The sequence below is a fragment of the Paenibacillus sp. 3LSP genome, assembly GCF_032465655.1.
Taxonomy (GTDB): domain Bacteria; phylum Bacillota; class Bacilli; order Paenibacillales; family Paenibacillaceae; genus Fontibacillus; species Fontibacillus barengoltzii.
Genome location: NZ_JAWDJI010000268.1, coordinates 1 through 14047, shown reverse-complemented (window position 1 = coordinate 14047; position 14047 = coordinate 1). Strand labels below are relative to the sequence as shown.

General features: G+C 49.8%; 13 protein-coding genes and 1 tRNA gene. 1 reads left to right on the top strand and 13 read right to left on the bottom strand.

Annotation, left to right across the window (positions count from 1 at the left end):
• Positions 1–24: 24 nt before the first annotated feature.
• Positions 25–1923 (bottom strand): ATP-binding protein, encoded by a 1899-nt coding sequence (locus RW092_RS23365; protein WP_316011424.1) that lies wholly within the window; start codon positions 1921–1923, stop codon positions 25–27.
• Positions 1924–2273: 350 nt separating this feature from the next.
• Here RW092_RS23365 and tadA point away from each other — a divergent pair, with 350 nt between their 5' ends.
• The gene (gene tadA, locus RW092_RS23360; protein WP_016314641.1) at positions 2274–2771 is read left to right on the top strand and encodes a tRNA adenosine(34) deaminase TadA; all 498 of its coding nucleotides are present in this window, start codon (positions 2274–2276) and stop codon (positions 2769–2771) included.
• 97 nt (positions 2772–2868) lie between these two features.
• On the opposite strand, the gene RW092_RS23355 is transcribed toward tadA, so the two are convergent.
• From RW092_RS23355 to RW092_RS23300, 12 genes are all read right to left on the bottom strand, one after another.
• On the bottom strand, positions 2869–3945 hold the full coding sequence (locus RW092_RS23355; RefSeq protein ID WP_016314642.1) for a hypothetical protein: 1077 nt from the start codon (positions 3943–3945) through the stop codon (positions 2869–2871).
• Positions 3946–4054: 109 nt separating this feature from the next.
• Positions 4055–4870 (bottom strand): YitT family protein, encoded by an 816-nt coding sequence (locus RW092_RS23350; RefSeq protein WP_232228338.1) that lies wholly within the window; start codon positions 4868–4870, stop codon positions 4055–4057.
• A 310-nt stretch (positions 4871–5180) separates the two neighbouring features.
• Positions 5181–5336, bottom strand: a complete 156-nt coding sequence (locus tag RW092_RS23345) for a hypothetical protein (RefSeq protein ID WP_016314644.1) — start codon at positions 5334–5336, stop codon at positions 5181–5183.
• A 110-nt stretch (positions 5337–5446) separates the two neighbouring features.
• A tRNA-Ser gene (locus tag RW092_RS23340) sits at positions 5447–5535 on the bottom strand.
• Positions 5536–5596: 61 nt separating this feature from the next.
• Positions 5597–6883, bottom strand: coding sequence for a serine--tRNA ligase (serS, locus tag RW092_RS23335; RefSeq protein ID WP_316011423.1), 1287 nt, complete (start codon positions 6881–6883; stop codon positions 5597–5599).
• A 142-nt stretch (positions 6884–7025) separates the two neighbouring features.
• On the bottom strand, positions 7026–7604 hold the full coding sequence (gene pdxT / locus RW092_RS23330; protein ID WP_016314646.1) for a pyridoxal 5'-phosphate synthase glutaminase subunit PdxT: 579 nt from the start codon (positions 7602–7604) through the stop codon (positions 7026–7028).
• Positions 7605–7740: 136 nt separating this feature from the next.
• Positions 7741–8622, bottom strand: coding sequence for a pyridoxal 5'-phosphate synthase lyase subunit PdxS (gene pdxS / locus RW092_RS23325; RefSeq protein WP_009226788.1), 882 nt, complete (start codon positions 8620–8622; stop codon positions 7741–7743).
• Between the two features lie 87 nt (positions 8623–8709).
• The gene (locus tag RW092_RS23320; protein WP_036626288.1) at positions 8710–10143 is read right to left on the bottom strand and encodes a D-alanyl-D-alanine carboxypeptidase family protein; all 1434 of its coding nucleotides are present in this window, start codon (positions 10141–10143) and stop codon (positions 8710–8712) included.
• 125 nt (positions 10144–10268) lie between these two features.
• On the bottom strand, positions 10269–11729 hold the full coding sequence (gene guaB / locus RW092_RS23315; RefSeq protein ID WP_016314648.1) for an IMP dehydrogenase: 1461 nt from the start codon (positions 11727–11729) through the stop codon (positions 10269–10271).
• Between the two features lie 488 nt (positions 11730–12217).
• Positions 12218–12814, bottom strand: coding sequence for an ATP-dependent Clp endopeptidase proteolytic subunit ClpP (gene clpP / locus RW092_RS23310; protein WP_028539076.1), 597 nt, complete (start codon positions 12812–12814; stop codon positions 12218–12220).
• Between the two features lie 19 nt (positions 12815–12833).
• Entirely contained in the window at positions 12834–13664 is an 831-nt protein-coding gene (locus tag RW092_RS23305) for an RNA polymerase sigma factor (RefSeq protein ID WP_316011422.1), read from the bottom strand.
• 110 nt (positions 13665–13774) lie between these two features.
• Positions 13775–14047: hypothetical protein (locus RW092_RS23300; protein ID WP_316011421.1), on the bottom strand; the 273-nt coding region annotated here is incomplete at its 5' end.

Here is a 14047-nt window from a genome sequence, read left to right as displayed (position 1 = left end):
CTCCGCATAGCCTAGCAGTTCGCTTTAATTCGCGAGATCCGCTTGCCCTTTGTTATGTTCTTCTTCCTCCTGTACAAGCGGGAGGGTAATAGTTACAGCCGTTCCTTTGCCAAGCTCGCTTTCGATCTTCAGCGTCCCGCGGTGTCCCTCAATGATCCGCTGGCTGATCATGAGACCGAGACCGGTTCCTTTCTCCTTGTTCGTGTAAAAAGGCTCGCCCAACTTCTGAAGCCGATCTTTAGCAATCCCTTCGCCTTCGTCGATGACGCGGAGCACAGCAAAGCCACTGTCGTCCTCTTCCACTTGAAGCAGGATCTTACCTCCTTTGGGCATGGCCTCCATGGCATTTTTCAACAAGTTGATGAATACCTGCTTCAATTGGTTCTCTTCACAGTGTACCAGAACCGGGCTTGGCGAGAAATGCACTTCAAATTCAATATTATGTAAATGGGCTTCGCTATCCAACAAAGAGACGACGTCCCCCATCGTGAAGCGGACGTCCTTGATCTGAAACTGCACTGCCTGAGGCTTGGCTAAAATCAGAAATTCGCTGACGATCAGATTAATTCGGTCCAGCTCCGCCAGCATCACATCGGTATGCATCACGTTCACTGCCCGGGTGCGCTGCTGCATTTGAAGAAATCCGCGAAGCGTCGTCAACGGATTACGGATTTCATGTGCAACCCCGGCGGCGAGCTGCCCTACCGTGGTGAGCTTCTCAGACCGACGCAACAGGTCTTCCATTTTATTGTGCTCTGTCATGTCGCGGGAAATGCTGATCAATGCGGTAATTTTGCCCGCTTGGTCGAAGATCGGTGATACGCTGATACTCACCTCAACTTGGCTGCCGTCCTTGCGCAATCGAACCGTCTCCGCCAATACCGATTCAGCGGTTTCAATCACTTCAGCCTCCGGACGCCAAATGGTCCGCCCATCTAACTCGAATTCCGGAAGATACTCGAGATACTTCCCGACAATTTCTTCGCTGCTCCAGCCGTACAGCCTTTCGAAGGCGGCATTGACTTGCAACACCCGCCCTTTGACATCCGTAATATGGATCGCATCTGCCGTCTGGCTTATGATCGATTCCAAATACTCCTTCATGGACCGGTTCTCTTCGCTTTTTTGCCTCAGCTCGGTCGTATACCGGCCCAAGTTGTCCGCCATGATGTTAATTTTGTGGGCAAGGAGTCCAAGCTCGTCAAAGCTGCTGACTTTTAAACGAGTATCCAGCCGGCCTGAAGCCAACACATTCACTTGGTCTAAAATATGGCGAATCGGTCGGATCAGCCCGCCAGCCATCCAATAGCTCCCCGCCACCATTAATGCCAACAGACTAACGGAAACGATAAGCTGACCAATCATTTGCTTGTTGATCGCATCGGCAATCGGGGAATAACTAGACACAACACGAATGACGTAAGGATTCTCCCTGTTATTCGAAATGGGAACATAGCACTCCAGCACACGTTCGCCGTTAATCCGAGTATCCACTACCAGGCTGCGATTTTGCGAAATGGCCTCTGCGACCGATTGTCTCAAGCCTTCATCATTTTTATAGTTATAGGTACCGAACAGCCGATGGTTCTCATCAAAATGATTCGGGTCAATTCCTGTAATCTCCAACAGACTGTGGTTCGTGCTCATCGATTTTTGCGCAATACGATCCGGGCTGGTCATGATCAGGATCGCATCCGTCATGTCGCTGCTCATTTTTCCGCCCAACGTGAGCTTGACATAATTGTACAACGAACGACTTTGTTCGACAGCAATAGCAATTTGATTCGCGGTCAGCATCATGTTCGCTTCGCTGTCCCTGCGCAGATTATCCCGTACCGTAAAATAACTTAAAACAATATTCAGAGAGAGGATAATCAGCGCAAAACAAGATATAATCAAAGCGAGCTTGGTTTTTATAGTCAAGTGTTTATCCCACCTCTGGAACTAATTTATGGATATTTATGGGATTCACAAATTCTACATACATCATACCTTTTACGACATGTTTTGCAAAGACGTTGAATTTCCCAGATCATATCCTTACAATATGTAGAAATGCCTACAAAGCTAGTTCTTGAGCCTTATCTATGTGATGTGAGCTTTCTTAGTTATCCACAAATTATCAACATACTCACAGTGTTCTGGATAATATGTGTATAAAAGTGGGGATATTCTCGGAGTTATGCACAATGTTATTCACAACATGTTAACAACGAATGCCTGTTCGTTGGACAAAACAGAGGGTTATGCCCATTAAGGAGTTGATTTGATCTATGCCTTCTTCATCCCCTTTAATACCCGAACCTCCAGCCTCCACTTATCCCCATGAATATTGGATGGCCGAAGCAATTCAGGAAGCTCGTAAAGCAGAAGCTATTGGCGAAGTCCCCATCGGTGCGGTGATCGTCCGAGGCGATGAAATCGTTGGGCGCGGCCACAACCTGCGGGAAAGCTCCCTCGATGGCACCGCCCATGCGGAGATGATCGCCATCCGCGAAGCGAGCGAGCGGCTGGGTGCCTGGCGGCTTCTCCACTGTCGACTCTATGTCACGCTGGAGCCTTGTCCCATGTGCGCCGGAGCGATCGTACAGTGTCGTGTCCCCCATGTGATCTACGGAGCACCGGACCCAAAGGCAGGATGTGCTGGCACGCTGATGAACCTGCTGCAGGAGCCGCGGTTTAACCACCGGACCGATATTACCTCCGGCATCCTTCAAGAGGAATGCGCCTCGCTGTTAACCGAGTTTTTCCGCCGACTTCGCAAGAAATAACTTCTCATAAAACATTAAAACCTCCAAGCCCTTAAGAAACATGGGATTGGAGGTTTTTTTCGAGTGAAATAGAAAGCTGCTGAATAAGGCCTAATTCTTAATAGCCATACTGGCCCATTTCCTCTTGCAGTTCTTCTAATGTCAACGTGTCAGTCGGAATACCAATTTCAAAGGCCGGCTTCTCATTGATTTGGGTAAAGTGGCTGGTCATTTGCACCGCGGCCTTCACGTTCGTCTGCGTATCCGGATCGTTGACCGCAACGTCCGCCTGAACGTTATAGTACGCTGGGTAATTGTTCTCGTCGATGGCGGTATCCACAGTGAACTTGTTGATTTGCAGATGATTCTTCATCTCATCCAGCGCCTCGCCCAATTCATCCTGGTTGCCTTCCTGCAGCTCCTGCTTCGCCTGCTCGATTTCCTCCGGCGTCAGCTGCAGCATCGAACGGTATTCTTCTTTCGCCAGGATATCCAGCATCTTCGGCAATGCCTGGTTTACCAAAATGGTCACCGCTTCTTTTACATTGTCATTCGTAATGGCAAACTGCACAACTTGCTTCGCCTTGAAGCCCGCCGGCAACGATGCCTCCTTAGGATCGATGTTGCTGAAGTAAGCCCCCGACTCATATTCGGCAAATAATGCCCCCATCAATTCCATACTCAGCTTCTGACTCTTCTCCGGGTTGAATAGATCCGGATTAAATTCCTCGCCCGCTTGCTCTGCCAGCTCTTTCAAGTCCAGTACCAGGAATTTCCCTGTCACTGACTCCGGCAATGGCAAGAACGGAATGCTTGGGATTTTCACATACAGCTTCTCGGCTGTCATCACCAACGGGATAGTAATGGTGGTTGTCATATCCCCTGTCAGTTTGACTTCCAGCGTTGCTTCCGTTTGCATCGGTTCCTTCTGGTAAATTTGCTTGATGTTGATCTCTGCGTTCTTGAGCATGGAAAACACCGCGCCTACTTCCGCAGACTCTGCCTCTTCTGTCCCTTCTACGGAGAAATCCAAGATCTTAATTTGATTCTCCACCACGTAGGAATCCATCTCCAGCGCCTTCATCGCTGCGCTGCTCAAGGCTTCCTTCGGTTCTTTCTTACTGCTGCATCCGGACAATACCAGTACTACAGACAGCATCACCAGCATCATCGACGTGAACCATTTCCTAGACATTACAGTCTCCTCTCTCCTGCCCTAACCTCATTCTAAAGCATTCCTTTTTCTGAACACTTCTCACATATCATAAACCATACGCCAATAGGACGGAATTCATTTCTCCAAATTAATGGATCGCCTTTTTCTTGAAACGTCCGCCTTTGACGTCATGAATGTTTCCGACTGCCAAAAATGCATTTTCATCGTAATGATTAACGATTTCCTTCAGCTTGGCTTCTTCCAAGCGGGTAATTACACAGAAGATGACTTTCTTCGGATCCCCGGAAAAACCGCCTTCTCCAGTTAAGTACGTAACGCCGCGGCCCAAACGGCTTAGAATAGCATCTCCGATCTCATCGATTTGATCGCTGATGATCCATACCGATTTCGACTCGTTTAAGCCATCTACCACGATATCAATCGATTTGTAGGCAATATAATAAGCTAACAGCGAAAATAAGGCGCGCTCCCAGCCAAACACAAAGCCTGCGCTAAGCAAAATAAAGAAGTTAAAAAACATAATGATCTCGCCAACCGAAAACGGAGTTCTGCGCGAAATCAGAATGGCTACAATTTCGGTACCATCCAAGGAGCCTCCAAAGCGGATGACTAAACCGGTACCTAACCCTAACAAAATACCGCCAAACACGAAAGCCAGCAAGGTATCCGTTACAAACGGTTCAGCATGGTGCAGCAGTGTTGTACCGGCCGACATAACAGTAATGCCCAAAAGGGTGGATATTGCAAAGGTCTTGCCGATTTGTTTATAACCGACAATTAGAAACGGGAGGTTGAAAAGGAAGAGGAATACCCCAAGTGGGAGTCCCGATAAATAAGAGGTCATTACGGAAATACCGGTTATCCCGCCGTCCGTAATTTTATTTGGTACCAAGAACAGCTCCAGTGCAACAGAGACGATCACCGCTCCAATGACAATAAACATCGATCTGAATAAAGTACTTTTCAGCGTCCGCTGTTTATGTTGGCGTACTTGGGTTGCATTCGGTGGAATCAGATGGTTTGGATTAACTGCGTTCAAATGGCATCACGATCCTTTCAAGTTGGTTTGCTCAATTCTTCCCTCTCACCAGGCTTTCTCTAGTATTCATGCTCCCCTTTAAAGGACATACCCTTACCTTTATTATGACATTTTCTTGTCTTGTTGTCTTGTTCTAATTCATAAGTCCCTTCAATACAAAAGCCCCAGCAGAAGCTGGGGCTGCGGAACAGCGAATGTTTTCAATGGATTAGGCTTACCCTTCCGGATTGTAATGACCATCTTGTTTACGCATTTTCACCTTTTTGGACCCGGATAACGGTTCTGGGCCTCTTTTCCCCTTATCACGCCGATGATCCTGGTCTTGGATATTATCGGATCCAGAGGTTTGATAGGTCTGCGGTTTCGTCATAACAGATAAAGCCTCCCTTGATTTAATCAACAAGGTTAATTTGCGAAGAAACGGCTGGCCTTATACACGAAAAAAGAGAGCATCTCTGCTCTCTAAATGTGCAATATGTATGGCGGAGAGGGTGGGATTCGAACCCACGTGGGCTTGCACCCTAACGGTTTTCAAGACCGCCCCGTTATGACCGCTTCGGTACCTCTCCAAGGAAAAATCCGATTCGCGTAACAAATCAGATTCTACCATATCGTCCGCAAGCGTGCAAGTTAATTCCGCTTGGTAATCTTCTGTAAATTGCCCATATACGGACGCAGAACTTCTGGAATAACTACACTGCCGTCCTCTTGTTGGTAATTCTCAAGAATGGCCGCGACGGTCCGACCGACAGCCAGCCCTGAACCATTCAGCGTATGCACGAACTCCGGCTTCGCCTTCGGCTCCGGACGGAAGCGAATGTTGGCCCGGCGAGCTTGGAAGTCCTCCACGTTCGAGCAAGAGGAGATTTCGCGATAGACGCCGCTTTCCGGGAGCCATACCTCTAGGTCATAGGTTTTGGCCGCCGTAAAGCCCATATCCCCCGTACACAAGGCAAGTACACGGTAAGGCAGGCCCAACAGCTGCAGCACGCGTTCCGCGTTCTCCGTCATTTTCTCCAGTTCCTCATAGGAAGTGTCCGGATGCACAATCTTGATCATTTCCACCTTATTGAACTGGTGCTGACGAATCAAACCACGGGTATCGCGGCCCGCTGCACCGGCTTCCGAACGGAAGCAGGAGCTATATGCCACATAATAACGCGGCAAATCTTCCGCATTTAAAATTTCGTCACGATGATAGTTGGTCACCGGAACCTCAGCGGTTGGGATCAGATAGTAGTCGTTGCTGCCGGTGAGCTTGAACAAATCCTCTTCGAACTTCGGTAGTTGTCCTGTACCGTACAAGCTGTCTTGGTTCACGATGTATGGTGGAAGCATTTCCTCATAGCCGTGCTCGTTGCTGTGCAGATCCATCATAAAGTTGATGAGCGCACGCTCAAGACGGGCTCCCAGCCCTTTGTAAAACGTAAACCGCGAGCCGGTTACCTTAGCGGCAGCCTCGAAGTCAAGGATGCCGAGGTCAGCGGCAATATCCCAATGCGCCTTCGGTGTAAAATCAAATTTACGCGGTTCGCTCCAACGGCGGACTTCAACGTTATCTTCTTCAGAAGCCCCCACCGGTACACTTTCGTGCGGAATGTTTGGAATCGAGAGCATCAGCTGGTCAATTTGGGCTTCCAGTGTCCGTACCTCTTCGTCCAGTTCCTTGATGCGATCCCCGACCTCGCGCATCTCCACGATCAGCTCGTCGGCGTCCTCTTTATTTTTCTTACGCTTGGCCACTTCTGCTGACACCGTGTTCCGACGGTTCTTAAGCGCTTCGCTCTCTTGAAGCAGCTCCCGGCGTTTCTCATCCAGCGGGGCAAAACCGGAGATCAGCTCCAACGATTTTCCCCGATTTTTCAGCGCTTCCTCAACACGCGCATAGTCATTACGTAAGATTTTCACATCTAACATGAGTAGTCCCTCCTAGAATGATCCCGCACAGACCTGCCGACCTTCATCTGGGGAGACCCGCGGACGGAAAGGCTGTATAACGGAATTTCAAAACGCCGGTAAAACAGACAAAACCTCAACCCGCAAAGGAGTCAAGGCCTGCTTACGGCTGCTTGGCTTGCTTGATCATCTCCACAAAATACGTATGTAGCGAGAAGTCGTCGGTCAGTTCCGGGTGAAACGACGATACGAGCAAGTGCCCTTGTCGTGCGGTCACGATCTCGTCCTTGTAGGTCGACAACACCTCGACTCCGTCTCCAACTGCCGTAATCAGCGGAGCACGAATAAATACGGCCCGCAACGGTGCCTCAAGTCCCTTCACGTCAAGGTCGGTCTCGAAGCTTTCACGCTGACGTCCAAACGCATTACGCGATACTTTAATATCCATCAGAGCGAGATGAGGCTCCTCGCCGCCCTCGATCTCCTTCGCCATGACGATCAATCCTGCACAGGTCCCAAAGATCGGTTTCCCTTGTCCAGAAAAATCGCGAATAGCTTCAATAAAGCCGTATTTCCGCATGAGCTTGCCGATCGTCGTGCTCTCGCCGCCAGGGATAATCAATCCATCCAAGTCAGCAAGCTGCTCGACATGCTTTACGGTTACGCCTTCAACTCCGGTCTTCTCCAGGCTGCGGATATGCTCCGCAACTGCGCCTTGCAGCGCCAACACCCCTACTCTCATGACAAACCTTCTTTCTCTAGAGGGCTTCGAACATTCAGGCAAAACCCCAGTTTACTAAGATGTACCCCGACCATCCCAAGGGACAGCCGGGGTGAAAGACTTGCCTTTGATTCCAGCGGTTATTCCGCGATCTGGATTACCAGCCGCGATCCGACATCCGCTCGGCAGCGGCCAATTTGGAAATTTCAATGCCTTTCATCGGTGTACCCAAGTTCTTGGATACTTCAGCAATCAGTTTGTAATCCGTGTAGTGCGTCGTCGCTTCAACGATCGCCCGGGCAAATTTCTCTGGATTATCCGATTTGAAAATACCTGATCCCACGAACACCCCGTCTGCACCCAAATGCATCATCAGTGCAGCATCCGCCGGCGTCGCTACCCCGCCTGCCGCGAAGTTAACGACTGGCAATTTACCCTTCTCATGAACTTCGAGCAGCAGATCGTAAGAAACGCCGAGGTTCTTCGCTTCTGCGTACAGTTCATCCTTCGACATGTTTTGTACTTTACGGATTTGGCTGTTGATCAGACGCATATGGCGGACCGCTTCAACGATGTTCCCCGTTCCTGGTTCGCCTTTCGTCCGAATCATCGATGCACCTTCGCTGATCCGGCGCAACGCTTCACCCAGATCCTTCGCGCCGCACACGAACGGCACCGTGAAATCCCGTTTATCGATATGGAACACTTCATCCGCCGGGGTCAGTACTTCACTCTCGTCCAAATAGTCTACCCCAAGCGATTCCAGAACTTTCGCTTCCACGTAATGACCAATACGTGCTTTGGCCATAACCGGGATGGAGACAACCTTCATGACTTCCTCAATAATCGTTGGATCCGCCATGCGGGCAACGCCGCCAGCCGCCCGGATATCGGAAGGCACACGCTCCAGCGCCATAACGGCGGTAGCCCCGGCCGCTTCGGCAATTTTGGCTTGTTCCGCATTCATGACGTCCATAATGACGCCACCTTTTTGCATCTCAGCCATACCTCTTTTAACACGCGATGTTCCTGTTTCCATGTCCAATCCTCCCGATAATAATCTAACTAAATATTTTACAAGATACGACTTAAATACACAACCCGTTTACTCGGATTTGAATGGACCTTAGAAAAGATTTTTGATCCCGTTAAACAGATCGCTGAAGAAATCGCCAATTGCACGCATCACCAAGGTAAACCAGCCGGCTTTCTCCGCATCCTCGGCTGTGATCAGATTGACCGTCTTCTCCAGCGTTTGGTCCATACCCGGCGCTTTAAATGTATAAGTTACCGTCCCAACCTTCGTTCCTTGCTTCAGCGGCGCTGTCAGAGTGCCTTCATCAGCCAGTGTCACTTTAGCTTGAACCGCGTTGGTATCTGCACCTTTCGGCACAACGAAGCTAACCGCTTGATCGGTTACCACCGGAACTTCCGTATGTTTCGCTTTCTTCACCGTAACGGTTTCGGTTCCAGTCACTGTCGTCTTCGGCGGTACAATTTGCTTCGTTTCAAAGTTGTTGAACCCGTAGTCTAAGACTTTCCGCGTTTCCACAAAGCGAGCTTTGTCCGAGGCGGTCCCCATAACGACGCTGATGAGACGCATGCCGTTACGCACCGCGGTACCTGTGAAGCAGTTTCCGGCATTGGAGGTGTGTCCCGTCTTCAAACCGTCCAGACCCTCGTAAGCAAATTGTTTAAAATTCGTGACGTTCTTATTCGCTTCCAGCATCCAGTTCAAGTTCACCATCGGCGCGGCATCGCGTTCACGGAACTTCTTGCTTTGAATTGTGGTAAAGCGAGCAAAGTCCGGATGATCCGTAACAATATATTTGGCCAAAATCGCAGCATCCAGCGCGGACATTACGGTCTCTTTCCCATCGGTTGGCCGGAATTCCGCTGGCATATCTGCAATATCCAAACCAGTTGAGTTGGCAAAGTGAGCGGTCTTCATCCCCATTCGCTTCGCTTCATCGTTCATCATTTTCACGAAAGCCTGTTCGGAGCCGGCTACGTATTCCGCCAGAGCCACCGTCGCATCATTGGCGGAGGCAATCGCCATCGCCGTATAGAGTTCTTCTACAGTATGTTGATCCCCTTCGGCCAGAAAAATCCGTGAACCGATTGTTTGGGCTGCATTTTTCTGTACTGTCACTACGTCATCCCAGCTAAACTTTCCTTGTTTCACAAGTTCCGCTACGATATATTCGGTCATCATCTTGGTCATGCTGGCCGGAGGCAGCGGTTGTTCCCCATTAACGTTCAATAAGATTTGGCCAGAGACAGGCTCGAGCAAGATCGCAGCGCTGACTTCCAAATCTAAAGACTCCACGGAAGGAATTGAGGTAGCCGTTGTTTGCACTGTCGTCGTTTCGGTTGATGTTGTTCCGGCATTAGTAGATTCCGTCTGTTCCCCTTCTGCCAGCGCCATCGCCGGCGCAAGAGAGAATACTAGCGCATTCACCAGCAGCACAGAAGCAACGCTTTTGCGCAAGACATGCCGTTTAGTTGTCGATTTGCGTTGTGGTTGTTTGAGTTTCAATGCCCTTAAAGCTCCCCTCATATTCTTTCATTTTGCTTTATCTATTCTATCACAGGGGTATCTGTAAAAAAAGACAAGCAGGGCGGAAAACGCCCTGCCAGTGATGGAATAAAATGGTCAGCCCATTTCTATCAAAATTTATAAGTTTATTGAATCGAGTAGTTAGGCGCTTCTTTGGTGATTTGCACGTCATGCGGATGGCTTTCGCGCAGGCCGGCGCCCGTAATGCGGACAAATTGCGTATCGTTGCGCAACTCGTCGAGCGTCTTCGTGCCGCAATATCCCATCCCGGAACGCAGACCACCAATAAGTTGGTGGATCGTATCCGAGAGCGGTCCCTTATACGCTACGCGACCTTCAATCCCTTCCGGCACGAGCTTCTTGTCATCGTCCTGGAAGTAGCGGTCCTTACTACCTTGCTTCATGGCCCCCATCGAGCCCATGCCTCTGTATACCTTATACCGACGCCCTTGATAGATTTCCGAGTCCCCAGGGCTTTCTTCCGTTCCGGCAAACAAGCTGCCCAACATGACCGCATGCGCACCAGCCGCGATTGCTTTGGTGATTTCGCCAGAATATTTGATACCGCCGTCCGCGATGATCGGAATCCCGTATTCACGGGCAACTGTCGCACAATCATAAACCGCTGTAATTTGCGGTACACCGATCCCGGCAACGACGCGGGTGGTACAGATCGAACCCGGTCCAATCCCTACTTTCACGACGGAAGCTCCCGCTTCAATCAAAGCTCTCGTTCCTTCACCTGTCGCTACGTTACCTGCGATAATCGTCAAATCCGGATACCGTCTGCGAAGCTCGGCCACTGCATCAATAATGTTAATGTGGTGTCCATGCGCCGAATCCACCGTAATGACGTCAACGCCGGCTTTCACCAAAGCCTCCGTCCGTTCAAACGTATCCTTGGAGATCCCCACCGCCGCGCCTACAAGCAAGCGCCCTTGGGCATCCTTGGCGGCGTTCGGGAATTGGATTGCTTTTTCAATATCTTTGATTGTGATAAGGCCTTTCAGGATATTATTCTCGTCAACGAGCGGAAGCTTCTCGATTTTATGCTTCTGCAAAATAATTTCAGCTTCTTGCAACGAGGTTCCTACCGGAGCGGTAATCAGGTTGTCTCTCGTCATGACGTCGCTGATTTTGATATTGTAATCATGAACAAAACGCAGGTCGCGGTTGGTCAAAATCCCCACCAGCTTCTGCTCCTCATTTACAATCGGTACGCCGGAAATACGGAACTTGGCCATAACCTGCTCTGCGTCGGATACGAGATGATCTGGAGTCAGCGAGAAAGGATTGGTGATTACGCCGCTCTCGGAGCGTTTCACCCGATCGACCTCTTCAGCTTGTTGTTCGACCGGCATATTTTTGTGGATGATCCCAATGCCGCCTTCCCGTGCGATGGCAATCGCCAACGCCGCTTCTGTGACTGTGTCCATGCCCGCACTGATCAATGGGATGTTCAGCTTCACCTTGTCGCTAAGCCGAGTGGACACATCCACCTCTTTAGGCAATACCTCCGATTTACGGGGAATCAGAAGCACATCGTCAAACGTTAAGCCTTCCTTGTCAAATTTACTTTCCCACACCGTGATGAATCCTCCTTCGAATTTGTTGATTTGTTGGGCTTCATTCCTGAAATCCGGGTATAAGAAAAACGTCTATCGACGTACATTCAAAGTAGACAGACCGCGTTTAGCGGATGTTTTTCTTGCGATATCAGGATGCCAATCCCCCGCAGTTTATACTTTCTGATATCTTAAAAAAAACGACTACCGCTGTCATTCCTATGAAGACACAACCCTATATATCAAGACCGTATAGCCGCTTACGAAAATATATTGTTCCCATCTTAGCAAAGCCCCTCTAGGCTGTCAAGGACAAGCTTAAGCAAAAAAACAGGCGGCTTCCCAGCGGATACGAGTGTCTTTATTACGCGTACATTGACTAAGAATTTGCAGGGATCCTGATGCTAATCCTGCCCCAATCCCCTTCGTTTGATTCTGCAAAAAGAAAGAGGACGGAGAGGGCTGTGCGCCTTCTGCCGTCCTTGGATTTTCCTTGGTATGCACTTCAATCAGCTAACGCGCTTATTGTGCGTAATCACCTGATCGATGATCCCGTACTCGCGCGCTTCGTCTGCACTCATGAAATAATCGCGGTCCATGTCTTTTTCAATCCGCTCCAAGGGTTGACCAGTGCAATCCGCAGCAATGGTATTCAGCACAGACCGGGTTCGCAATATCCGATTGGCACTGATCGCAATGTCGCTGGCCTGCCCTTGGGCACCACCATGCGGTTGGTGAATCATAATTTCGCTGTTCGGGAGTGCGAAGCGTTTGCCTTTGGCCCCGGCCATTAACAGAATCGCAGCAAAAGAGGCTGCCATCCCGGAGCAGATCGTCTGCACATCAGGTTTTACATACTGCATCGTATCGTAGATCGCGAAGCCCGCTGATGTCGAACCGCCTGGACTGTTGATGTAGAAGTAAATATCTTTCTCTGGATCTTCCGCTGCCAGAAACAGCATTTGCGCCATTATACTATTCGCTACCTGATCATCAATCGCCGAACCAAGGAACACAATCCGATCCTTCAGCAAACGTGAATAAATGTCATATGACCGCTCTCCCCGAGCAGTTTGCTCAATGACGTAAGGAATAACTGAACTCATGGCTTACCCTCCTTCAAAATCAGGCGGCAAGACCGTAAGACATCAACATCAGATGGTTGTGCACCGGAACGGCCGCAGGAGTGTCTACCGCCTTGCTCCGTAAAGAGCTGCGACGGTACGATTGAAGCGTGACTACCGGAACCACATCCTGAGGCCGCGCGTCGTTATACAGCATCGCCAGCGCAGCGGCGTCTTCTCGGCGAATCGCATCCATGTAGGCAAGAACCAGTACATCGTCGCTTAACGATCCTGGTAAGAAGTCCTCCTCCATGGACTGAACCTTATCCTGCCGGGGCGCTGTAACTGCTCGGTTGGAACCCTCCACTGCATTCCGCAGTCGGACCCGCGCTCTGTGCAAAGCGGCTTTGACGGCCCCTTCCGTCGACCCAATCAACTGCGCTGCTTCGCCAGCTGTATATTTTAAAATATCAATCATCAACAGCGTGGTACGCTGAAGAGGCGAAAGCTCGATGACCAACGTCTCCATCGCAGCCCACACTGCAGCGGGATCAGTTGGAACCGGCGCTTGCAGTTGTTCGTCCAGGGGGAGCGATTCGGCCGGAAGCTTCCTTTTTCGGTTGCGGTCAATCCAAGCATGTTGGGCTGCACGGTAGAGATAGGTTCGTGTGAGTTGTACGTTTTCCCCTTTCCCTTGCGTCGCCGACCATATCTTGAGCCACGTATCCTGCGCCAAATCGTCCCCTTCCCACACGGAACCGGTGATAGAACGGCAGTAGTTACGCAGTTCGCTACCATACAATTGGACCCATGTATGAAAGTTGCCCTCTCCAGAACGGGACGGTGCAGACACAGGTCTCCGCGAATCTCGCTCTCTAGCTGCTATTGGCACCGGAACCCACCTCCCTCTGTAATGTAAGATCGCACTCTCTTCGAAGAGCCATCTTGTGTTATGTCCTACAAACCAGCCTTCGACCAACCCGGAATAAGCTGAATGCTTACTCAACGGTATAAACGTATTTTTCGGAAGGAACGATACGCGGTAGGATCAGAATTTTTATATATCATAGCATTTTCGGATCCAACGCGTGTGCCCTTTGATACGATTCCTGCAAAAATACAGTTATTTTGAGCTGGAATCGCTGTTTTGGGTAAAATAACTGCAAAAGTGCAGGCTTTTTGAGCTGAAATGCCCGGTTTGCACCATTTCGCAAAAAAACAACTGTACTTTTGCAGTTTTCTACTACGAGCAAGCACAAAGCTAACACAAAAAGA